The sequence below is a fragment of the Psychrobacter piscatorii genome (assembly GCF_043641605.1).
Taxonomy (GTDB): domain Bacteria; phylum Pseudomonadota; class Gammaproteobacteria; order Pseudomonadales; family Moraxellaceae; genus Psychrobacter; species Psychrobacter piscatorii_C.
This window is the reverse complement of sequence record NZ_JBHZRK010000003.1, coordinates 21,107-43,253: the sequence shown is the minus strand read 5'-3', so window position 1 is coordinate 43,253 and position 22,147 is coordinate 21,107. Positions and strand designations below refer to the sequence as shown.

The 22,147-nt window shown below is 42.6% G+C and carries 17 protein-coding genes; 5 read left to right on the top strand and 12 right to left on the bottom strand.

All coding sequences use genetic code 11. The features are described from left to right. Positions 1-365: 365 nt before the first annotated feature. Positions 366-1,193 (top strand): hypothetical protein, encoded by an 828-nt coding sequence (locus tag ACHUET_RS03900; RefSeq protein WP_394210835.1) that lies wholly within the window; start codon positions 366-368, stop codon positions 1,191-1,193. A gap of 47 nt (positions 1,194-1,240) precedes the next feature. Here ACHUET_RS03900 and ACHUET_RS03895 read toward each other — a convergent pair whose 3' ends face one another. The 6 genes from ACHUET_RS03895 to ACHUET_RS03870 all read right to left on the bottom strand — a co-directional run bounded on the left by ACHUET_RS03895 (position 1,241) and on the right by ACHUET_RS03870 (position 9,781). Further along, on the bottom strand, positions 1,241-2,236 hold the full coding sequence (locus tag ACHUET_RS03895) for a glycosyltransferase family 2 protein (RefSeq protein WP_394210833.1): 996 nt from the start codon (positions 2,234-2,236) through the stop codon (positions 1,241-1,243). Next, the gene (locus ACHUET_RS03890) at positions 2,214-3,584 is read right to left on the bottom strand and encodes a hypothetical protein (RefSeq protein WP_394210831.1); all 1,371 of its coding nucleotides are present in this window, start codon (positions 3,582-3,584) and stop codon (positions 2,214-2,216) included. Before ACHUET_RS03890 ends, ACHUET_RS03895 begins: the two co-directional genes overlap by 23 nt. Then, the gene (locus ACHUET_RS03885; protein ID WP_394210829.1) at positions 3,584-4,888 is read right to left on the bottom strand and encodes a glycosyltransferase; all 1,305 of its coding nucleotides are present in this window, start codon (positions 4,886-4,888) and stop codon (positions 3,584-3,586) included. The genes ACHUET_RS03890 and ACHUET_RS03885 overlap by 1 nt, the downstream gene beginning before the upstream one ends. A 189-nt stretch (positions 4,889-5,077) precedes the next feature. After that, the gene (locus tag ACHUET_RS03880; RefSeq protein ID WP_394210827.1) at positions 5,078-6,589 is read right to left on the bottom strand and encodes a glycosyltransferase family 2 protein; all 1,512 of its coding nucleotides are present in this window, start codon (positions 6,587-6,589) and stop codon (positions 5,078-5,080) included. A gap of 914 nt (positions 6,590-7,503) precedes the next feature. Next, the gene (locus ACHUET_RS03875) at positions 7,504-8,829 is read right to left on the bottom strand and encodes a basic amino acid/polyamine antiporter (RefSeq protein WP_371532295.1); all 1,326 of its coding nucleotides are present in this window, start codon (positions 8,827-8,829) and stop codon (positions 7,504-7,506) included. Positions 8,830-8,839: 10 nt separating this feature from the next. Further along, positions 8,840-9,781 (bottom strand): homocysteine S-methyltransferase family protein, encoded by a 942-nt coding sequence (locus tag ACHUET_RS03870; protein ID WP_394210825.1) that lies wholly within the window; start codon positions 9,779-9,781, stop codon positions 8,840-8,842. A 423-nt stretch (positions 9,782-10,204) separates the two neighbouring features. Here ACHUET_RS03870 and ACHUET_RS03865 point away from each other — a divergent pair, with 423 nt between their 5' ends. Next, positions 10,205-11,341 carry an HNH endonuclease gene (locus tag ACHUET_RS03865; protein WP_394210824.1) on the top strand — a complete coding sequence of 379 codons (1,137 nt, stop codon included), beginning with the start codon at positions 10,205-10,207 and terminating at the stop codon, positions 11,339-11,341. A gap of 163 nt (positions 11,342-11,504) precedes the next feature. Here ACHUET_RS03865 and ACHUET_RS03860 read toward each other — a convergent pair whose 3' ends face one another. Both ACHUET_RS03860 and ACHUET_RS03855 read right to left on the bottom strand, forming a co-directional pair. Then, the gene (locus ACHUET_RS03860; protein WP_394210822.1) at positions 11,505-12,632 is read right to left on the bottom strand and encodes a zinc-binding dehydrogenase; all 1,128 of its coding nucleotides are present in this window, start codon (positions 12,630-12,632) and stop codon (positions 11,505-11,507) included. A gap of 166 nt (positions 12,633-12,798) precedes the next feature. Then, positions 12,799-13,476: a glutathione S-transferase family protein gene (locus ACHUET_RS03855; RefSeq protein ID WP_394210820.1), complete on the bottom strand. Its 678-nt coding sequence runs from the start codon at positions 13,474-13,476 to the stop codon at positions 12,799-12,801. A gap of 206 nt (positions 13,477-13,682) precedes the next feature. On the opposite strand from ACHUET_RS03855, the gene ACHUET_RS03850 reads away from it, so the two are divergent. The 3 genes from ACHUET_RS03850 (at position 13,683) to ACHUET_RS03840 (ending at position 16,962) form a co-directional block, all read left to right on the top strand. Further along, a complete protein-coding gene (locus ACHUET_RS03850; protein WP_394210819.1) occupies positions 13,683-14,588 on the top strand; it encodes a LysR family transcriptional regulator in 906 nt (301 codons plus the stop codon). A gap of 281 nt (positions 14,589-14,869) precedes the next feature. Continuing rightward, on the top strand, positions 14,870-15,433 hold the full coding sequence (locus ACHUET_RS03845; protein WP_394210818.1) for a hypothetical protein: 564 nt from the start codon (positions 14,870-14,872) through the stop codon (positions 15,431-15,433). Positions 15,434-15,966: 533 nt separating this feature from the next. Next, positions 15,967-16,962, top strand: coding sequence for a hypothetical protein (locus ACHUET_RS03840; protein ID WP_394210817.1), 996 nt, complete (start codon positions 15,967-15,969; stop codon positions 16,960-16,962). Positions 16,963-17,147: 185 nt separating this feature from the next. Here the strand turns inward: ACHUET_RS03840 and ACHUET_RS03835 are convergent, their stop codons facing one another. The 4 genes from ACHUET_RS03835 to ACHUET_RS03820 all read right to left on the bottom strand — a co-directional run bounded on the left by ACHUET_RS03835 (position 17,148) and on the right by ACHUET_RS03820 (position 22,039). Beyond that, the gene (locus tag ACHUET_RS03835) at positions 17,148-18,242 is read right to left on the bottom strand and encodes an NADH:flavin oxidoreductase/NADH oxidase (protein ID WP_394210815.1); all 1,095 of its coding nucleotides are present in this window, start codon (positions 18,240-18,242) and stop codon (positions 17,148-17,150) included. A 137-nt stretch (positions 18,243-18,379) separates the two neighbouring features. Then, on the bottom strand, positions 18,380-19,225 hold the full coding sequence (locus ACHUET_RS03830; protein ID WP_394210813.1) for an IclR family transcriptional regulator: 846 nt from the start codon (positions 19,223-19,225) through the stop codon (positions 18,380-18,382). A gap of 278 nt (positions 19,226-19,503) precedes the next feature. Then, positions 19,504-20,769 (bottom strand): MFS transporter, encoded by a 1,266-nt coding sequence (locus ACHUET_RS03825; RefSeq protein WP_394210811.1) that lies wholly within the window; start codon positions 20,767-20,769, stop codon positions 19,504-19,506. 115 nt (positions 20,770-20,884) lie between these two features. Next, positions 20,885-22,039 (bottom strand): acyl-CoA dehydrogenase family protein, encoded by a 1,155-nt coding sequence (locus ACHUET_RS03820; protein WP_394210809.1) that lies wholly within the window; start codon positions 22,037-22,039, stop codon positions 20,885-20,887. Positions 22,040-22,147: the final 108 nt, after the last annotated feature.

The window sequence follows — 22,147 nt, the reverse complement described above, 5'->3', positions numbered from 1 at the left end:
AAGGTGTTGTTACGGCAATGAGCTGAGATAGCTAGCTGATGATATATCATCTACTGAATATACGAATCATCATCTAATGACGATTTGAGCAGATTATCAGTGATATAGAAAGGTTTTCTATAAGGTTTAGAAGAAGTGTCAGCGAATAGTACTTATCTACTATGAAATGCTGCGACTATCGCATTCTAATAGGTCAGCAAATTGCAATAATGGTAAAATATGATTTCTGAGTTGAATAAGTAAGAAGTAACAGACTTTTATTAAGATAAGGCTTTATCCGTGCACAATAGAGGTAAAGCTTTGTCTATAAAAATCGCTAATAATGCTAAAGTAGCAATCAAAAGGTTACATTAACTAAGGTTGCTATGTCTAATACAGAGTCCAATACAGAAAAACCAATACTTGAACAGAGTATCTCGCTATCAGAGAATAGCGGGTATATATCTAATGACGTAAGCACAGCGCAATCTGCTTTCTTAACGCTACCAGTCGTTATACAGACTGCACTAGAGCAAGCTAAACGAGTCGTTCTGATTGCAAATAATCCTGCTGTGACCACGGCTCAGCTTGAGATGCTATTACAGCCCGATGATATCTTGGTATTATTTAATCACTTTATTCACGCCGATTTTTTTGCCAGCCATCAGTTAGCTAGTTTGTTACCTAAGTTGCTGTTTTTTCGGCAGATTGGAGACAGTAAGCTGCATTTTGGCCTACCGCCTAGAAGCAATCATATATCAGTGGTGGAGCAAATGGCCGAGACCGCCCCGCTAGGGATATTGACGAGCAACCAGCCTTATCAGTTTCCAACATTCGCTGATGATCCAAGCCCTAATGATGATCCTATCACTACTCAGCGCATCTTAGATATTCCTTCTAACATGCAAAAACTATTATCAAGCCCTACCTACCACAGTGTGCTATCAGAGCATCATAAAGTCGTTGCTGACTATCCATACTTTACCGACATTCATTCGTCAGCACCTTCATCAGGTTTTCTATTATATCGGCTGATGCTTGCAGCTCGAGCATACTTACACTATATTCAAAACACGAAACTACCGTTAGAGATAGTAATGATTGGTTTCAATGACAATGATAAAAATGCTCATTTTTGGCATGGTCATAATTGGGATTTTGAGCGTCAGGAAATGAGTCGACCACCTACAGGAGTGACTATTCATCGGTACTAGAATATTGATTAACTAAGTTATCGTTCGCTAGAAATTGCTAGAAGTAATTAAACATAAGGAGCATCGGGACAATGAGCGCGCTTTATCTCGTTATCGTTAGGCTCTCGTCGTATGGCTATCAGTGATGACTGTTCTTCGGTCCAATCAATCAGATCCATATCGGAGAACTGTGACAACCACCCTGCCATGGGCCAACAATGCCATTTTTGATAGAAGCGATTGGCATTGACAATGATACTGTCCAGATGATTGAGTGGTGGTCGGTAGACACTATGCTGCTGATGATAAGCGATATCAGCAGTAAGGTAAAAATCAATACCTAATCGACGAGCTGTAAAAGCAAAATCGGTATCCTCTGCGCCATACCCTGTATATTGGGTGTCAAAACCGCCAATCTTATCAAAAGTCTGTCGCTTGATAGCGAAGCACAGGCTCCAAAATGCACCATAATCATCAGTTTGTTTGATAGCTGTTTGCTTTATTCCAGCTTGGTTTGAGTCAGCTTCATCAAAATTATAACGATAAGGGTTATAGACAGACAGCTCGTCTAAAAGAGAAAAAGGCAGATGATTGATTTTTAATTGCATACTCTCTTCTACTGATATAGGTCGCGTTAGATAACGCGGTTGACCCATCAAAAGCGCACTAGGATATTGCAGAAGCTTCTGATACATTTGCTCAATAAACGTAGGTGCTACGATACAATCAACATCCAAAAAAATTAGCATATCGTGAGTTGCCTGCATCGCTCCAAGATTGCGATTATGTCCGATATCAAATTCTGTAGTTTTAATATCATCACCGTTATTCACAGTTGATTTGACCGTAGTCGGTAACTTCACGATGTTTAATGAGAATTCAGCTAACTGATTAGGATCGGCGTCATCGTTGACGATAATGACTTCGGCTGGCTTTACACTACTATTTTCTAGACTGCTGAGTAGGTTATAGAGATGACGATTACGACCATAGCAAGTCGTAATGACGGTCATCGATACAGTATCAGAAGTCGTGCTAGCGTTACTCGTTGGCTGAATGGTCATCGTTTATCTTTGTCTCGCTATCAAGTTGCCTGTTATTTTTAATAAGACAGTCTTTAATTGTTGATTCAGGTGTTAAGTTGAGTCGAGGAAGTAACCAGTTTTCAAACCAACGCTTAGTAGTAGGATAATCAGTGGTGCTATGCATGAACGCTTGAGCATCTGTTGACATAGCTGCGTTGGTTTCCTTACTACTATCTTCCTCAACATCATTTTTTTTAAGGCTATCAACCGATGTAGTGGGGTGTTGTTTACTTCGAGTATTAATCGCTTGATCAATAGATTCAGGTTGACCGTTATTGACGCTCATCAAGGTTTTAAACTGCTGCCAATTTAGCGCTTTATTTTGAGTGACTAACGCTTCAGCCATGACGGCTTGTTCATTATGAGGTCTGTCATCAGGCACTACTATGAGCGGCGTATCGTAATTATATACTTGCGCGACAGCGTTTAGACCACAAGCCATCATCAGATAATCGCTATGACAAATGAATGGTGTGACGTCATCTACCTCAGCTGAGATATCGACATAACATCGTTTGTCATCGTCTATAGGCCCGAGAGAGACAATTAATGCATTGGGTAGCAGTGAGCGCAACTCTGGTAGTTTTTCGTCAATCGCTTTATGTCCACCGTAGCCTTTAATGACGGTGATAATGGGTGTTGTAGCTTTGGACTTGTCTGTTAATTGAGCCTCAATAGATGATAGCCTTGTAGATTTAGGAACAGAAATTTCGCTACCAGCGCTTAATTTTGCCAAGATATCTATAAAGCTCTCATAAGTACATAACTCAGTTTTTTGAGTGTAGATAAAGTCAAGATAGAGCGTTTTATCACAGACCCATTCAGATGTATGGGTAGACTCTAACGCCTTAGGATAAGGTGCTAGTAAGGCAAGTGAACCAGAAAACGCACCCGAATGTGGCGCATCATCGCGAATGCCCGGAAGCCTAACGTAAAGGTAAGGAATACTTGCCGCACGGCAGAGCATGGCCACCTCAACACTGACATCGATAATCATTAGATCAATCTTACGTTGAAAGATAGTGTCTAGTATTTGGTGACTGCGTTTTTGGATATCGCTATTGCCTATGGGCGAGTAATGTAGGCTGGCTGGTTGCCAATATTCTCCTGCACGACCTGCTAATATGTCGTCTGAGCGTTCATCTTCTGCATTTAAACGTACGATTTGTTGTTCATCAATAGCGGTAAAACGATAGCCATTTATATCTAAGCTCGTAAATACTGTTAATTGCGCTCTTGCGTCATTAGGTAACAATGCAGCCAGTTTGTCTGCCTGTCGGCAATGTCCTGAGCCATGATGATGCGCATAATATCCGATACGCATCATTACGATCCCTCAGAAAAGCTAACAAGATCATTATCAATTTCAACTGGCGCTTGAATGGCTTGATTAAAAAATTGCAGGGAGTCTTTTGTTAAATCAGACATCTCATAACTGTTGATACTGCTTATGTATCTATTTGAATTGTCTTCTATCAACATCGTTCTATTTTTTAACGCTGCTCGGTACAGTTTCAGATAGCCGTCTACCATGGCCGATACTGAACAAAACTGCAAAGCACGGTCACGGCAGGCTTTACGTGATATGTTTTTAATCGTAGAAAAACCGTTGATAAAGGCGGCTTTATCTTTCTTAGGTACGATGACTCCTGTCTCTGGAGTAATAATCTCGGCACTGGCTCCAGCATCGAAACCAATAACTGGTGTGCCACATGCCAAACTCTCAGCTAAGGTCAATCCGTATGGCTCATCCCAAGTGCTAGTAAATAGCATGGCAGTTGCTCGGCACAAGTAATTGTTAATATCATCCTTGGTGACATGACCTACGTAATTGAATAGTTTGTCATCGCCGCTCTTATTGTCTTTAAACAACAAAGGAGCTACTTTTTGATTGAAGTAGTCTTCGTTGCTTTTAGGTCCTGCAATGATAAGTTTTTTCCCAGCTTCCATGCAGTATTGCATGGCTAAATGGGTACCTTTTTCAGGGCAGATGCGTCCATACCAAAAATATACCTCGTCATCGCCAGTAACATTATTGCCAAGGGATTCAGTATTGGCAATAAAGGATTCGACGTCGATGCCGTTGTATACCACTCGTGAGGGGACAAATTCAGCAAACAACTGCTGTTGATGCTTACTAATCGCTGTAAATTGAGTGGTCGTACCAGCGCGCAGCGTTAAAAGCGCCAAACGTAACTGTGGAAAAATAGGCGTATGAAAAGTAGTAAAAAACCTTTCGCCAAACGCTTGGCCTGTCATCATCGGAATATGATGCAAACTATGATTATGTACGATATCAATCTCACCGCGCTCATCACGTTCGATAATATCTCGTAAGGCTATCTGATACGTGAGATATTGGTACATCTCTTCACGGCCCATGGCGACCGTTTCGTGCTCATTATCATAGACCATCTTATTAAACTCATGACGCGTCAATAATGGCACCAACGTTGCTTTCGTCTCGCTATCTTTATGAGCGTAAAGCAATACCTCATGACCTTGCGCCACTAGCTCATCACAAATCAATTGGGTAATCATTTCTAGACCACCTGCGTAAGGCTGGGCAATGGGATACAGTGAATGTGCAATAATGGCAATACGTAGCGGTGAATTCGAAGACCTAATCATGTTTTTGAGACCTTTATAGTTATAAGCATCATGGCTATAAGTGTTATGGTTAGTAGAGTGGTGTATAGGGAACATAGTATAGAAACGATAAAAGACAATAGAATGACCTTGGTTCAAAATTGGCTTATATAATCGCAAGTTTTTGCGAATTACTATCTTTATAAGTACTAGTTCTATAAGTGCTGATTTTTATGAATCGATGGTTTTTTTATCTTTAAATAAAGACGTCGCATAAGATGTCGTAATAGTCGTCTTTTTTTCATGGGCTACCTTTAAAGTCTGCTTAAGAACCTTACTCATACTTGGTATGTCTGCTCGAGCATTAGAGAAATTATCCATTGCTACTTTGGCGGCGCTTAGTTTGAGAACACAAACTACCGCTGCACAGATAAATAGTACTGGTGAGTAGAGCGGTGAAAACGGTGCTACAACTAGGACTGTAATAATATTTAGCACCAACAGCAGTTTTGGTAACGCCGCTATATTCCTAAGAAATAAGGAATGACGATTTTGGATATAGTTTTGTTTTGGCGTACAGACAAAAGGTTTCTCTCGTCCCCACAGCACCGGCAGCCATGACAATGCGCCAATCTCCCAAAAATTCAAATGCATCAACCATGCTCGTATCTTTGTGCCAAAACGTGGCTGATAGCTGTTATCGACTTGTTGATTGAGAGGCGATTGATCACGGCAATATGCCCACAAACGTCTAAGGATAAAGAACGCATAACCTGCATAAACCACATATAGAGGGGTAAGCATCGACACGTTAACGTTATTTACCAAAAGCATATCAACCGTCATCAGCAATGAGCAGATATGCAAAAGGATAAAAAACCCTGTGAAATTTACCCAAGCACTCAATTGAGACAGATGAGCGCGTATATATGCTAGACGTTCACTTATACTTTTGGACTGTGGAACATATTGACTTGTAGAGTTGGACGGGACTGACAGGTAATCCGTGAGCACTTGCATATTGCCGTAGATCCAACGTCGACGTTGACATATTAGGTCATCTAGTGTGTTAGGCAGTAAACCTGTGGCAATAACTTCTGGCACGAACTGACTGCGAAAACCTTGTCGATGCATAAGGACGCCCATTTGAGCATCTTCAGTGATAGAAGCGCCTGACCAACCTCCTATGCTTAAAAGATCCGAGCGTCGAATGACGGCGTAAGTACCCGTTGATAAAGCGCGATTGCGATTAAAAGAACGATATAGATGGTGATTAAAATAGTGATTCAACTCGCTATGGACATCCATCTGTCCTTCATTACGATAAAACTGCGGAAACTGCAGTAGAGTATGCTCAGGATATTGGGCGATAGCCTGCATAATAGAGACTCTAGCATGTGGTAATGCCTGATAATCACTATCGACCACCACAATGTGACTACAGTCTGGACTCATCAACCCAAGTGCCAAGTTTAAAGCACCCGCTTTGAATCCTTCAACATGATCAATGTGATAAAAGTGAACATTCAATTTAGCGTCTAAGCTTCGGCAAAATGCTGCCAGCGGCTCATACAATGACGCCTCTTTATTATTATTATCGATAATCAATATCTCATCGCGCGCTTCTTTTACTGCTAATAACGACTTTATCGTGGCAATAACTAACTCTGGAGGCTCAGCTCGCGTCATTAATTGAAAACTGAGTGCTGCGCTAGTCAATGCTTCTTGTGTGTTAGCAGTCATGTCTGGTCCTTGAGCAGGTACAACAAGTGAAATTTATATAGAAAGAATGGGCTTATAGACAATGTAATTACTTGTATCCTTAGTCATTTAATGAGTACCAATGCATACTAATACAAAATTAAGTAATGATTTAGTCGATAATTGTTTGTGTTAAATTAACTGTGTAAGCTGTACGTAATGTGACATAAAAACTGAGTATTTAAATCACATAAAAATAGGGCGTTTTTGAATTGAGAAGAGATAGGTAGCTGTGTTTTATTTTTGAGTTAGGGCAATTAGTAACAAGACAAAACGAAGAAAGAAGACGAGGATAAAAAGCAGGAAGGTCTGCATCATTACGTTGAAGCACGACCTTATTAAAATAGAAAGACACGACTAAAATCGTAGTTAGCTTTACAGGCGAAAAACGTTAATAAGTTTGAGATTAGATTATTGATGCTTAGCTATTTAGATCTGACTAAATCAAGTCAGTACTAAGCCAGTGACACATCAGTTCCAGACAGCGTCGACAGTTGGTGTTGATGACGAATTCTTTTTGCGAAAGAGATAATAGTCTGGAGCAAACATTGGCGTTGACTCGCATAATAAATCAGCTTTATCTATTTGGTCAGGGTCAAAGTCTATAATAGATTAGATGGTTACCAGTACGCTAATGATTACCCTGAGATGATTGAATTAGAGTCTCGGCAATAAGATATATTTTTTTATAAAATTTTGAAGCGTTATTGACCAAGTTTGAGCCGTGGCATGAAAGGGAGGAGGTGGTGATTTTCCCTTCTTAATACTCGATATTTGCGGTTGTTTCTTTGATTGCATACACTCTGAAGCCTTGATCGCTACTAAAAAAGGTCCAAAAACCATCGTTTTTTGGACCTTTTATATTGTCAGAATAAGCGAGCTATCGATTAGCTAAATTATGTTAACTGCTGCCGTGCCTGATAGCGACTGTAATAAAAAATCGCTAAGCCAGGTATATACAGTAGCAAGGACAACAGCAAGTTATCCACGCCAGCGGCATAGATTAGCCAAATACCGTAGACACTCGCGCCCAGACCGATGGCTTTGATGCTCCAGCGCTCTGACTGTGCAAATGATACTTTGACCAAATAGGCCCCAACCAAAAAGTAAGGAATCAAAATCATCGAGGTGGAGATGATGACTAGAGTGTTGTAGCCTTTACCGGTCAAAAAGATCATCAGTAAGCATAACTGCACGGTCAAGCTGGTCAGCATGAGCGAAGCCGTTGGCGTGCCTTGGGCGTTTTGCTTGGTAAAGATGCGTGGAAACGCATTGTACTTCGCCGCGGTAAACGGCACTTCAGCAGAATAAAGAATCCAGCTAAGATAAGAGGCCAATACCGAGACGATAAGCCCAATACTGATGACCCATTTACCCACACTGCCTGTCATTTGCGCCATGATACCTGCCATCGATGGGTTGCTGAGAGCCGCCACATCCACACGGCTCATGACCCCGAGAGAGAGCAGGGTAATGGCAACATACAACACCAGCGCACACAACACACCGATATAAGTAGCGCGGCCGATATCAGCGCGTTTCTTGGCACGCTGCGATAAGACAATCGCGCCTTCGATACCCGTAAATACCCATAGAGTGATCAGCATTGTCCCTTTGACCTGTTCCATAAAGGGTACGTCCAACGTCGTTCCCGCGCGGTCAGCATTAAAGGTCTGCATATCAAAGGCATAATAGGCAAACACAATAAAAGCAATGAGCGGTAAGCTTTTTGCCAAAGTCGCCAGCAAGTTGATAAATGCCGCTTGCTTAACGCCGCGCAGTACCAAATAATGTACCAGCCATAAAATGATAGATTCACCGACCAGCGCCCATAGCGTATTGCCTTCACCAAAAACAATACTGGTTGGTGTATCAATAAAGCTACCCAGCGCAGCAAACGCCACGACCAAGTAGCCAACCACGCCAATGGTCGCACACAGCCAGTAACCCCATGCCGAAAAGAAGCCTGCCAAATCGCCAAATCCTGTTTTGGCATAGGTATAAATACCGCCATCCAGTTCAGGCTTGAGGCGTGATAAATGCAAAAAGCAGCCCGCGAGGAATAAAATACCCACCCCTGTGATGATCCATGCCGTAATGATGGCGTTCACACCTGCCACTTCGGCCATGTTTTGCGGTAGGCTAAAAATACCCGCACCGACCATCGAGCTAAACACGATGGCAGTGAGCATGGTTAGCCCAATTTTTTGTCCATTTTGCATCGTGCGATCTCTATTTTGTCGAGGTACCTGTTGTCAAATTGCTTGTGAAATGCTGGCTCAATGCCTGGATATGCTCTGGGCCAATGCCGCAGCAACCGCCAATCAGTGATGCGCCTTGGGTTTGCCATTTTTTGGCCCAGACCAGATAGGCAGGCGGGGTTAGGTCATCACGCACTTCATCGAGACCATCGTTCGCTGTAGCGTCTTTTGGCTGTGGTGGAAAGGCGTTGGCATACGCACCAAGTTTGATGTGTGCGGCATTCTTGTCTTGCAACACGCTTTGCGCTACATCAAGCGCTTGGTCAATCACTTCTGGCTGACAGCAGTTAAACAAGATCGCTTCTACATTGATATCCGCCATTTTGGTAACGGCTTCTTTTACCGTCTCACCTGAACGCAAACGTGGCACATCGAGATGCTCGCTGTCCTCCAACGTGAATGAGACCCATAATGGTTTGTTGTTAGTATCGAGCGTGTCCAGTAACTCACGAACAGCGACAGATTCAGCGATTAGGCTTTGGGTTTCTGCGAGCCAAAAGTCCACGTATTCGCTCAAACCTTTGATAAGCGGCGTGGCGATATCTTCGACGTGATCGGCGTCAAATAAGTCAGCGCGATATGAGCCAAATAGCGGCGGGATAGAACCTGCAATCTTAGTGTCGCGGCCTTCCATCTCGACTGCAGCGCGCGCCATCTCGCCTGCTGAGGTAGCCAAATCTTGTGCTTGATTGGCAAAACGCTCTTCGCCAATATGAAAAGGTACAAGCGCATAGCTATTGGTGGTGATGACTGCTGCGCCGCTTTGGATAAAGGCACGGTGCACGTCACGGACGATCTCAGGCGCTTCGATCATTGCCAGCGCCGACCATTCAGGCTGACGAAATGGTGCGCCACGTTTGGCCAGTTCTCGGCCCAAGCCGCCATCAATAATAGTGACTGAATTAGTTGCCATAATAAATCCCTCTTTATTGTAAATAGCAGAATTATTTAGAAGGGCGAAATACTAGGCGTAATAAGGAGCAGATGCAACCAAAAGTTTAGTAGTAATGTTAATTGATTACTTTTGGCATCTGATTCACCGATTTTGAGGGTATTATGGCGAGATTATCCTTAATAACATCTATACAAATTGTGAGTAAGTATGATGGGTTGAGTGGTGATGGAGAGGGTGTGAAGATGGGGCGACTTTTAGTCAGATTTCAAAAAGTAAAGGTTATCACACAGTGTCTGTATGCGCCCGTCACTAAATTTATGAATATTAGTAATTAATTGTTTAGGATAATAGTTAGTTGACGTTGTATATTAAAACTAGGCAAGGATATAAACCACTCAAGAATATATAGTAAAACGGTGTATTTTAAACGGAATTACGATTATGAGCAGCGATTTAGAAAAGCAATGTTTGCTATGTGAACGAAATATTTCCTCAGAGACTGATTCTCGCGAGCACATAATTCCCAACTCTATTGGTGGGAGGAAGAAAGTTTCAGGCTTTTTATGTGCAGACTGCAATTCAAAGTCTGGTGATAACTGGGAGTCTGAACTTGCAAAACAAATGAACCCATTGAGTCTATTTTTCCGAATTAATAGGGAACGTGGTAATGCACCTTCTCAAAAGTTTAAAACGATTAGTGGAGAAGAGTGGGAGCTTAATGTTGATGGTTCAATGAATCTTCCAAAACCTATTTTCAAAAAACAGCAGAGTGAGACAGGCACAAAAATACATATCTCTGCTCGAGATATGCCTGAAGCAAGAAAGATGCTGAAAAATATCTCTAAGAAATATCCTCAGCTTAATAAAGAAGAATTGCTTAAAAATGCTAAGATTCAATCTACCTATCTTCGAGAGCCAATAGAATTTAAATTATCATTCGGCGGTTTAGATGCGGGTCGCTCATTTGTCAAAACAGCCCTAGCATTGCTCTCTACAACTGATGCGAATGTGAGTGATTGTGACCATGCCATAGATTTTTTAAAAAAGGAAGCGGCTGAACCGTGTTTTGGTTACTATTACGAGAAAGACCTAGTGAGTGTAAGGCCTGCTGGAGTTCCAATTCATTGTATCCATGTCAATGGTGACCCAGAGAGCAAACTCATACGTGGATATGTCGAATACTTCGGTGTGATGCGAGTTGTCATGTGCTTATCTAGTAGTTATTCAGGAAATGTATTCTCGACAACTTATGCGATTGATCCAACTACAGGTGAGGAGTTGAATTTATCTGTTGACCTTGATCTAGATTTGACAGATATACGGAAAGCATATAGTAATGAAAAATTGGACGAAAAAGTCGTCCAGAAGGCTATAGATGCAGTTATAGGTCCGACATTGAAAAAGCAGCATGAAGAAGAAAGAGACAGAGTTTTAAATAAAGCGGTGCAGTATGCATTTTCTCATTGCGGTGCTAAAGAAGGAGAAATGATAACTGAAGAGCAACGTAACCGTTTAACTGGGCTTCTATGGGAAGAGTTGGAGCCGTGGGTTTTAAGTCAAATCGTTAGTAAGAGATAGCGTAATATACGACTTTTTTCTCTAAAATCCTCGTAAGTAAATGTAGACCATGTGTTATATTCTAAAAAATAGTATTCAAATCAAACATAAAAAAAGCAGACACACTAGGTATCTGCTTTTCTATTATTGCAAAGCTGTTTTTAAATAACGCTTCAAACAACCATTAGACTTGAGGCTTGATTAAGTACTTTTCACCAGTCGCTTGCTTGCCATAAGCGGCGATGGATTTTAATTGTAGCGCTTCCTCTAGCGTGACTTCATGCGTGTAGCTGCTGGCAAAGGTAGTAGTGATTTCTTCTGCCACGCGCTTACGCATCGACTTGACCGTCTCACTACCAAGCTTGCCAAGGGCATTGAATAATAAGAAACCATTCACACCCCATGCAAAACCAAAATTACGGTTTAGCGTGATTGGGCCACGGTCTAGCGCGCCATAAATATAAGCTTGCTTAAAGGTATTTGAGCCATAGACGCTGTATTCTTCGACATCATGAGTGATGGCCGCTTCCATACAGTTTAGGATATCGCTGGTGAGCTTACCGCCACCGACAGGGTCAAATGAAATCGTTGCGCCGGTTTCGATGATCGCTGCCGTTAAGTCCTTAGTGAACGACTCGCTGCTTGAGTTGACCACGTATTTTGCGCCCATATCGCGCAATAGCTTTTCTTGTTCTTCTTTGCGTACGATATTGATCAGATCAATCCCATCTGCCATACAAATGCGGTTGAGCATTTGACCGAGGCTAGAGGCTGCTGCGGCATGGATAATAGCTTTGTGGCCTTCAGCACGCATGGTTTCGACCATGGCTAATGAGGTGAGTGGATTGACAAAAGACGAGGCGGCCTCGGTAGCAGTCGTGCCGTCCTGCATCTCTATGCAGCTTTTCACGTTCACGCAGTGATACTGACGATACGTACCGCCACCAATCACCGCCACCATTTTGCCCATTAATGCTTGTGCGGCTTCTGACGAGCCTGCGGCGACCACGGTTCCTGCGCCTTCGTTACCGACAGGGGTGTCTTTATTCACCCGCGTTTTGAGCGCTGGCATGAATTTCGCAGGCACATCAGCGGTAATAATTGGGCTGTCATCGGTGCCTGACTGTACAGCGGTTGACATGTCAGCGGCGCTGAACATCACCCCAAAGTCAGACGGGTTCAATGGCATGGCTTCCATGCGTACGACCACTTCGTCAGCGCCGGGCTGCGGCATCTCGATATCTTTTAAAGATAAGGTTAATTTATTGTCATCACTGATGGTGGATACCAGTTGTTTGTTTTTATTGCTCATAGGGTTTGCTCCTGCAAGTAGTTATATGAGTAGCATCACTCATGTTAGTGTATTGATGAGAGATTGTTTGTCGTTCAATTAAAAGAATAATTTTAATATTGGTAATGTTTATTACTCAGTTCTATCCAATGCGATGTAGCTTAAAAGGCCATTTAACCGTCAAGTGCTACTTAGCATTGGCAGCTTGTATCTGAGCTTGCACATGCTGCATAAATTCAGGCATATTGGCGACGCGATCGGCCTCTATTTTTTGGGCAATGTCAGATTGACTCATGGTCTTGTTCCATTCTTTCATACCGGGTATCTCTGCTAGTACGTCCCAGTCAAGCTGGGTTTGCGCGCAGGCTTTGACGACAACGTTTACATAGTGCATATAGATGTCAGCCATCGTCAGCTCTTTACCGGCAATCCAAGGTGAAAACTGACACACCTGATTTAACGCACCAATACCACGGGTGAGCACTTGACGTACTTCTTCTTTGACGGTATCAGGCGCCTGTGTACCTGAAAACACATAAGGGATCAGTCGGCGGCTTGGTAGTTCAAGATATAGCTCCGCTATTTTCATGATTTGGCGTACAGCTGCACGTTCGCTGGCATCGGTAGGGTATAGCGGCGTATCAGGGTAAGTCTCTTCGATGAAGTCGCAAATGACATTGGCTTCTGACAAATTGAAACCTTCAGCCGTTGTGATAGCAGGTACTTTGCCAACGGGACTGACTTTTAGTAATTCGTCGCTACCAGCGAAGATTAAATTTTCTTGGAAAGGTACTTCTTTATATAAGAGCGCATGTTTTACGATGTTGTAATAGTTGCTTGCGGCAAAACCGTGCAAAGTAATCATAAATTCGTCTTCCTTTATTGACGTAAAAGTTATTTTTGTTTGAGCTAATTAAGTTAAACACATTATTACTGGTTTTAATGTGGTTATATATAGGGTAAAACGTCAATCACTATTGCTTTTAAGACAATAATAAGACAAAAATGTTTTACTATTTATAAAAAGGTTTCGCTACTTATACTTAGATATTTATTCAATGGAGAAATTGGTTGGATCAACTACGGGCAATACGATATTTTAGTAAAGTTGTGGAGACAGGTAGCTTTACCAAAGCGGCAAAGGCTTTCGATGTACCGCCATCCTCATTGTCGAGACGCGTGTCCGACTTGGAGAAGAGCTTGGGTGCGACACTATTACAGCGCTCAACCCGAATTGTCAAACTGACGGAAGTAGGGCGTGTTTACTACAACGATGTACAGCAGATATTGAATCAACTCGAGCAAAGCAAAGAAACGGTTCGAAGTTACCAAACAACGCCAATGGGGCGTCTGCGTATCAGCTCGATGGTGGGATTCGGTGAAAAGATATTGCTGCCGTTGTTAGAGGAGTTTAGCGCGTTATATCCTCAGATTGTACTCGATGTCAGTTTGAGTGACGAGCTATCTGCCCTTGGGCGTGATGATGTTGATATTGCGATTCGTGGTGGCTACGCACCAAACGAGCGGGTGCTGGCAATAAGACTGATGGATAACGAATTTATTCCAGTTGCATCTCCTAGTTATTTGGAAAAGTATGGCGTACCTGAGCATGTCATGGAGCTAAAGGAGCATAGAGGCCTTTATTTTAAAGCGCCAGCAGGACCAACTCCTTGGCTGTGTTATGTGGATGAGCAATGGCACGATGTCTCAGGGCCTGTGGTTGCGATGTCAAATAACGGCCCGTGGCTGGCACAAAAAGCCAGTAATGGCGAAGGTATCTTAATGTCCACGCGATGGGCGTTGGCGTCCTATCTTGAGTCCGGCGCGTTGCAAGAGCTAACGTTTGAGCATGAGTTGGCCGTCACTCAGCATGCGGATATGGCGATCTATTTGCTGTATCAAAAACAGCGCTATTTGGTGCCCAAGGTCAAGGCGGCGGTGGATTTTTTGGTTGAAAAGATAAAAGAAAAGAATTAAGTAAAATAGCCTAAGCAACAATTTATGATTAACTTAAGCTGTTTAGATCTCTTGCTAGTCTAATCCGAGCAGGCGAGTACCAAGATGATTTATTTCCTAAAGAATATGGTGGCAGCCTTGATACATAGAGAAGTTAGCGACCTAGCCCAATAAGCAATGATGCGACAAGAACAGGGTGTCGCATAAATACTAAAGTTGTAGGCTAATACCGTGTGCGAGTTGTTATGTCTATGTGGTTATAAGTAATTTATATCGAATTGAATCATATTAAGGATATAAGAATGCTAGAACAGGAATATATCGAACAATTTAATGGTCACGACGTGCCAGAAGCTCTTTTGTCTCTGCTTCAATTTGCCAATGAAAAATCAAAGATGGATTGCTTTTCTGATGGTTTTGAATTCTCTATAAATTTGGATAAGTGTGGACTTAAAACTTACTCAGAAAATGAAGAATTTTTAAGTTCTATTATTGAGTTTGCAAATGCAGATAGCACTGGGTCAACGTATGGTTTTTGGCTAAAAAATAGAGATGAAAACCTAATTGAAGCACCAGTAGTTATCTTTGGAAGCGAGGGAGGCTTTCACGTAGTAGCTAATAATATCAATGGCTTACTGCAAATACTGACATTTGATTCGGAGCCATTGGTTGATTGGGATAGTCTGTATTACTATAAAGATCCTGATGATTATGAGCCTAGTGCAAAAATTGAGTCTTACCGTAGTTGGCTTAAAAATACTCGCTCTTTAGAAACCATCACCAACGCTGATGCGCTAGTTGAACTTGCTCAAAAATACCATCGAAAAGAATTTAAAGATTGGATGGCTAAGTTCTATCAAGATTAGTAGTAACCGCAGGTTCACATATAACAAGCGCATGAGCAAAGTTTTACCGCCAACTCGGTAAAAACTGAAATTGTTATGGAAATTGTGGTTTGATTTAGGGGACTTCATTAGGCTTTTATGTGTATCAAGACCAATAAAAAATATGCTATGTTTACCCATATTAGCCTTTGATATTTATTTAACTGCCAAGCTAACTAGGAGTCTATTTTCGCTGCTCATAACGCAAAAATGCCTGTCTTTGGTAATGCTGAGTGTTTCAGAGTTTATAAGTAAAAATGAAAATTTTTCTATTCAAGATATTATAGCCAAAAACTTGAAGGTGGCGAGGAGGCATTAAATTAAAGAAAAGTACAGTGTTTGTCAGATGATAAATAATAAGGTGCTCGAGTGAAGTAAGTAATAGTTTTCTTGTTTTGACTTCGCTATAAGCTCTAGAAAGCTATTAGTGAATTTTTGAATAGATATTAAATTTTTAATTAATTGGTAATTAATATTGGCTTTTCATCCAACTATTCAATTTAGGGTATTGTAATATGAGTGAAAATATATCAGTAAGATCATTATTAGTTGACAGGTCGACTGGAAAGTTCATTAAATCTATTGATGAGCGAGGTCTTTGTGATTTTCTAGAACTTATGACTAAACACGAGGTTGAAAAGAATGAAGTTATTCTTTTTGATTTTGCACCAGTAGTTGAGTATGTTCACAATGAGTTAGAGAGTAAGCTAGCTCAAAAAGAGGACAGAAATTTAGCTATAAAAAGGGCTACGATTTTCAATACATGGATGAGGTTAAAAACTGTAACCGATGAGATGTTTTTATGTCAAATAAGTTCTCAGGTGATAAAAGATTCAGAGGAGGTTCTAAACTGGATTTATTCTAGAATTCCTGATTTAGAAAAAGAATATAACCAAGCTAATGATAACAATGAGCAAAACCACTACAAAAAAAATGAAAAAACTGAGGCATTACTTAAGCTTTCAATTGATATAGAAGTCTTTATTGAGGTTTTGCTATGTAATATTTATGCGACAGCTAAGGTAGACATCAAGTCGCTAAAATTTGATTCTGTATTAACAGGACACTGTAATGCAATTCACAAGTTAGTTTTAGAAGCTTTATGTTCTGAAGCTGGATTTAATAATAAAAGCTTCACACGAGATAGCTTAATTTATCAGGTTTGCATGGAAAATCTAGGAATAAATTCAGAAGCATTACTCCACCTTCTCGGTTCCTCAGATACTACAGTAGATATTAAAAACTACATTCATAGTAATGCTGTAACTGAAAATGAGTGGGATGACTGGAGTAGATATTATCAGAGAAAATATACTATTAATTGGCCAATATCAGATCCTAATGCTATAGATAGAGTAAAGATCCTATCAAAACTTTTGGAGAAAATTAAATCATTACTCATCTTAATTGATGAACTAAAAAAATCAGAAGTATATTTCGAAGGAATACCTGAAAAGCAGTCAGAATTTGAGTGTAACATTCAAAAACTACTCTCAAACCCAGACACATAACAAATACTTGGAGTTGGAACATAAACAGCTAGCTTTGTTCTAAGTTACTCCATAATGTATGGTAGCTAACCAGTTTTGTATTTTAAGTGGGCGTTATCAACGTTTATTACTAACATTGAACTTCAATACTCATAACAACAAGGCTCAATTAGTTTCAACCCATTGAGCCAGTATTACCTATACAACTACTCTATCGGAGACGGCTTGCCATGCGGGCTTGAGCGCAGGTACTGTTTGGGCGCTTTGACTTTTGCGCCAAGCTCGGCCGCCGCGTGCCAAGGCCAGTGCGGGTCGTAAAGCATGCCGCGTGCCAATGCAACCGCATCCGCTTGCTGTTCAACAATAATGCTTTGCGCTTGCTCGGCTTCGGTGATTAAGCCCACGGCGATGACAGGTATATTGACTGCTTCTTTTATCGCGGCAGCAAAGGGCACTTGATAGCTCGCCTCCACAGGGATTTGCTGCTCTGGGCTTAGTTCTGCGGTGCTCACATGGATATAATCACAGCCTAACGCCTCTAATGCTTTAGCCAGCTCAATCGTTTGGGTGAGGTCCCAGCCGCCCTCGACCCAATCGGTTGCAGAGACACGCACACCCACAGGTTTATTGCTTGAAAACTTAGCCCGAACCGCGGTAAACACGTCAAGTAACAAGCGCATTCTATTCTCAAGATTACCGCCGTATTGATCATCACGTTGATTAGAAAGTGGCGATAAAAACTGATGCAATAGATAACCGTGCGCCCCATGAAGCTCAATCAAGTCAAGACCCAGCGCATCGGCGCGTTTTGCCGCATGGACAAAATCACTGATGAGTGCATCAATGTCATTTTGATCCATTGCTGCGGGGACAGTAGAATTTTCGTCATACGCGAGCGCCGATGGTGCCACCGTTTGCCAGCCATTTAACTGATCAGAGGCGATCGAACCGCCGCCGTCCCATGGTTTTTGGGTTGAAGCTTTACGCCCAGCATGGGCAAGTTGTACGCCTATCGGCATCGGGCTGTACTGTCTGATGGCCGTTAGTGTTTTATCCAGTGCCGCTTGTGTCCTGTCATCCCATAATCCCAAATCAGCATAGCTGATACGTCCTTGTGGACTGACCGCAGTCGCTTCCAAAATAAGTAGCCCTGCACCGCTCAAACTCATTTGGCCCAAATGGATCGTATGCCAATCGCTTGCCGCGCCATCATTGGCAGAGTACTGGCACATAGGTGCGATTATTATGCGGTTGTCTAGTGTGAGTTGCCCAAGTTGCAAAGGCGAAAAAAGCTGGCTCATGATAAATCCTTAAAAACGTGTCTAGCTTAAAGGCACGGAAAATAAAATACAAAAGCGATATCAACGACTTATACGATTATCGCTTGAATAGTTGGTGGGGATGAACCGTTATTTTTATAGGGTGCATTTGAGTGACACTAGCTAATATATAAATTACTCTCAATCATGTTTTTCATATGTAGCAGGCGAGGGGCGATGTCTTCTTCTAACTTGGTGCGACTCAAGATAAAACTTGGCGCGCCGCAGTTAAACGTGAGCAAACCTTCCGTCGGGTGCATTAGCGCAATGGCAACCGCATTGACATCCTTTTGCCATTCGCTGATGGAAAAACAATAGCCGTAATCTTCATAATCTTGAAAAGCTTTGTCTAGCCCTCGTCTGATCTTTAGCCAATCATCCTTGTACTTATTGCGAATCGCATTTAGGATAAATTCTTGCTCAGCAGGCGGCATGCTGGCGAGGCAAGCTCGTCCCATCGAGCTTAAATGAATAGGGAGGTATGAGCCGATATTGCGCTGCATGGTCGTGCTACCAGCGCCTTGTACCACATTGAGATAGACCATCATCAACCGATCGCGAGTCGCCATAGCCACCGCACTATTGGCATAATCTGCCAGCTCTTCCATATAAGGGGTCGCGAGGTTATTGATGGAGATGTTGGTCATCATCGTATAGCCAAACCCAAGCACGCCTGTTGAAAGCTGGTACTTGCTGCTATTGGTCGACTGTTTTAGATAGCCTAATTTTACCAAGGTGTACGTCAGACGCGTGATGGTGCCTTTGGGAATCCCTGTCAGCTGACTGAGGTCTTGATTGCCCAAATAAGGGCGCTGCGGGGTAAAACAGCGCAGCAGCTCAAGACCACGAGCCAATGCAGTGACAAACTGTCTGTCGTTTTTGTCCCGCATCTCTGCAATGGGTTCTAAAAGCTCCATATGCAGCTCATGGTTAGCGTCGTTATTGGCAAGGGTGTCATTCGTCATAGGTGGTCTATTATCCCCAATTAGGTCCATACAAGTATTATAAAAAGTGGCTATTTTAAAAAAGTAACTACGTAGAGTTAGAAAAAAGTGACTACTCAGAGCCTTATATGATCCAGTACCCACTTTTGATACTGCTCTTATCGTCATATGCTAATGACAGTTGATGCCCTTAATTATACTATATTAATGTATATTTACAGTCTCAGCATAGCACGATGCGGAGAGTTTGTTTCGCTATGCGGTATGAACGGTAGTGATCGTTGTTATAAGAGGCAGTATTATCCCTCTTGTGGATCATACTGCTTTTCTTTGATAAACAAAGTTGGGATCAGACCGCACAAGAAGTACGCGCCTGCCATCAGCAGCAGACCTGCACCGATAGAGTTATGCATCGCCATGTAGCCAATAGCGACAGGGGCAATGACCGAGCCAAGGCGCCCGATATTAAAGGCACCGCCAATGGCCGTACCTCGGATAGCTGTCGGGAAGCTTTCGGTCAAATAGGTGGCGTTTATAGCATAAGGAATACCGTATAAAAAACCAAAGGTAATCATTAACCAGCCGATGTTTTCTGGAGTATGCATATAGACTAAGAAAGGGATGAATAGCGCGGTGCCCATGGTGCCAAAAGCAAAGACTATTTTTCGACCGATTTTATCCGCCATAAAACCTGCTATTACTTTAGCAAACATCATCGTTAGGTAAGTACCCGCCATATATAGCGCCATTTCTTTAAACTTGATACCTAGCTCAGTCTCTAGATAAGACGGCAGCCAATTACTCACACCAAAATAGCCAAACAGTAACAATCCTGAACTCATCGACCACAATATAAACATGATGCGATGTTTGGGATTTTCAAAGATGGCTTTGTAAGGGTTTTCCGCCTTTTGTAGTGTGTTTTTCTTACCACTTAACTTGCGCGCACGCGCCTCTTTCCAAGATTGAGGCTCAGGTACTAGAAAATACATGGATATTGAAAGCAGAATGGGTAAAAAGGTTAAAAGGTATAGTGTACGCCAGCCATAGCTGGGGATAATCCACGCTGAAACGCTGGTAATCACCAAAGATCCGAGTGTAAACCCTGTCATGAGCGCAGCAAGTACCGTGGTTCGATGCTTAGTCGGCACCATCTCTGACATAAGGGTATTGGTCGCAATATACAAACTACCCAGACCCAGACAAGCAAAGGTCCGCAATGCTATAAACTGCTCATAGCTGTGCACCATGCCACTAAAACCAGATAGGATAGAAAACATCGCCGTCGCCAGAACGATCACGCGTACCCGACCGAAGCGGTCACAGGCCCAGCCGCCGAAGACCCCGCCAATCGCCATGCCAAATAATGACCAGCTGCCCAGCGCGCCAGCTTGTACATTGGTCAATCCAAACTCTTGTTTTAGGCTAGATAAGGTAAAGGCAAGAATACCGATGTCAGCGCCATCACATAGCAATACCAAAAAACAAAAAACAAAGGCCAGCTTCCAAGGCTGTTTTTGGACCGCGCTTGCGCTTGGGTCTGACGTTATAGCGACACTTTTCACAATGTATATCCTTATCGTTGTGAGAATCAAAGTCTGAGTTATAAAGAGAAGGGAACGGCATCAGCATCCTAGCAAATACCGCCTTGTGTTTTGGTGAGCACGCCTGCGAGATAGATTACTCGCTGGCTTCTTTGATCATGTTGCGAGCAATGATGACTTGCTGAATTTGGGTCGTACCTTCATACAGACGATAGAGACGCACATCACGGTAAAAACGCTCAATACCATAATCTGCGATATAACCTGCGCCACCATGGATTTGTACGGCTCTATCCGCCACGCGTCCACACATTTCGGTGGCAAACATTTTGGCGCATGAGGATTCGGTCACGACATCTTTACCTTCATCGCGTAGACGCGCCGCATCTAGAACCATGGATTTGGCGGCATAAATCTCTGCTTTTGAGTCAGCGAGCATGCCTTGAATGAGCTGAAAGCTGGCAATAGGTTGACCAAATTGTTTACGCTCGACCGCATAATGTAGCGCATCATCTAGCATGCGAGTCGCGGCTCCAGTACTGGCTGCTGCAATGTGCAAGCGTCCTTTATCAAGAACTTTCATCGCCGTTTTAAAACCCACGCCCTCGACACCGCCAATGAGTGCATCAGCTGGCACGACACAGTTGTCAAAAATCACATCGCAGGTGTGCGCGCCTTTTTGCCCCATTTTTTTATCAATCTTGCCCAAGGTAATACCCGGCGTGTCACTCTCCACAATAAATGCCGAAATACCGCCAGAGCGTTTGTTTTGCGGATCGGTGCGTGCCATGACAGTGAATACGCCAGCCTGCGGGGCATTGGTGATATAACGCTTGGTACCATTGATGATGTAAGTATCGCCGTCTTTGATCGCGGTTGTTTTTAATGAGGCCGCATCTGAGCCTGACTCTGGCTCGGTCAAACAAAAGGAACCAATGATTTCCCCACTAGCCAATCGAGGTAGATACTTTTGCTTTTGTGCTTCAGTCCCATCAATCACAAGACCAGAAGAGCCAATACCATTATTTGTCCCTATTAATGAACGAAACGCGGGGGAGGTGCGTCCCAGCTCAAATGCCAAGGTCACTTCTTCTTCCATCGTGACACCCAGTCCGCCGTATTCTTCAGGGATAGTCAGCCCAAATAGCCCAAGCTCGCGCATCTGCTCAATGATGTCTTCTGGCAGACGGTCATTTTCTGCAACCCAATGCTCCATAGGAATCAGTTCGTCGTTAACAAAGTTGCGAATGGTCTGGGTGATGTGGTCGAGGGTCTCTTTATCTCTAATCATGTGAATCTTCCTTGTTTGATTAATGCCTGTTTGATTGATGACTGATAGTCATAACGGTTTTTAACTTGATAGTCATAACGGCTTTTTGACGATGTTAGTCATGTGACG

Bases quoted from the DNA above. Each gene is read 5' to 3' on its own strand.
- ACHUET_RS03900 (WP_394210835.1), top strand. From the start codon at position 366: ATGTCTAATACAGAGTCCAATACAGAAAAACCAATACTTGAACAGAGT.
- ACHUET_RS03895 (WP_394210833.1), bottom strand. From the start codon at position 2,236: ATGACCATTCAGCCAACGAGTAACGCTAGCACGACTTCTGATACTGTA.
- ACHUET_RS03890 (WP_394210831.1), bottom strand. From the start codon at position 3,584: ATGATGCGTATCGGATATTATGCGCATCATCATGGCTCAGGACATTGC.
- ACHUET_RS03885 (WP_394210829.1), bottom strand. From the start codon at position 4,888: ATGATTAGGTCTTCGAATTCACCGCTACGTATTGCCATTATTGCACAT.
- ACHUET_RS03880 (WP_394210827.1), bottom strand. From the start codon at position 6,589: ATGACTGCTAACACACAAGAAGCATTGACTAGCGCAGCACTCAGTTTT.
- ACHUET_RS03875 (WP_371532295.1), bottom strand. From the start codon at position 8,829: ATGCAAAATGGACAAAAAATTGGGCTAACCATGCTCACTGCCATCGTG.
- ACHUET_RS03870 (WP_394210825.1), bottom strand. From the start codon at position 9,781: ATGGCAACTAATTCAGTCACTATTATTGATGGCGGCTTGGGCCGAGAA.
- ACHUET_RS03865 (WP_394210824.1), top strand. From the start codon at position 10,205: ATGAGCAGCGATTTAGAAAAGCAATGTTTGCTATGTGAACGAAATATT.
- ACHUET_RS03860 (WP_394210822.1), bottom strand. From the start codon at position 12,632: ATGAGCAATAAAAACAAACAACTGGTATCCACCATCAGTGATGACAAT.
- ACHUET_RS03855 (WP_394210820.1), bottom strand. From the start codon at position 13,476: ATGATTACTTTGCACGGTTTTGCCGCAAGCAACTATTACAACATCGTA.
- ACHUET_RS03845 (WP_394210818.1), top strand. From the start codon at position 14,870: ATGCTAGAACAGGAATATATCGAACAATTTAATGGTCACGACGTGCCA.
- ACHUET_RS03840 (WP_394210817.1), top strand. From the start codon at position 15,967: ATGAGTGAAAATATATCAGTAAGATCATTATTAGTTGACAGGTCGACT.
- ACHUET_RS03835 (WP_394210815.1), bottom strand. From the start codon at position 18,242: ATGAGCCAGCTTTTTTCGCCTTTGCAACTTGGGCAACTCACACTAGAC.
- ACHUET_RS03830 (WP_394210813.1), bottom strand. From the start codon at position 19,225: ATGACGAATGACACCCTTGCCAATAACGACGCTAACCATGAGCTGCAT.
- ACHUET_RS03820 (WP_394210809.1), bottom strand. From the start codon at position 22,039: ATGATTAGAGATAAAGAGACCCTCGACCACATCACCCAGACCATTCGC.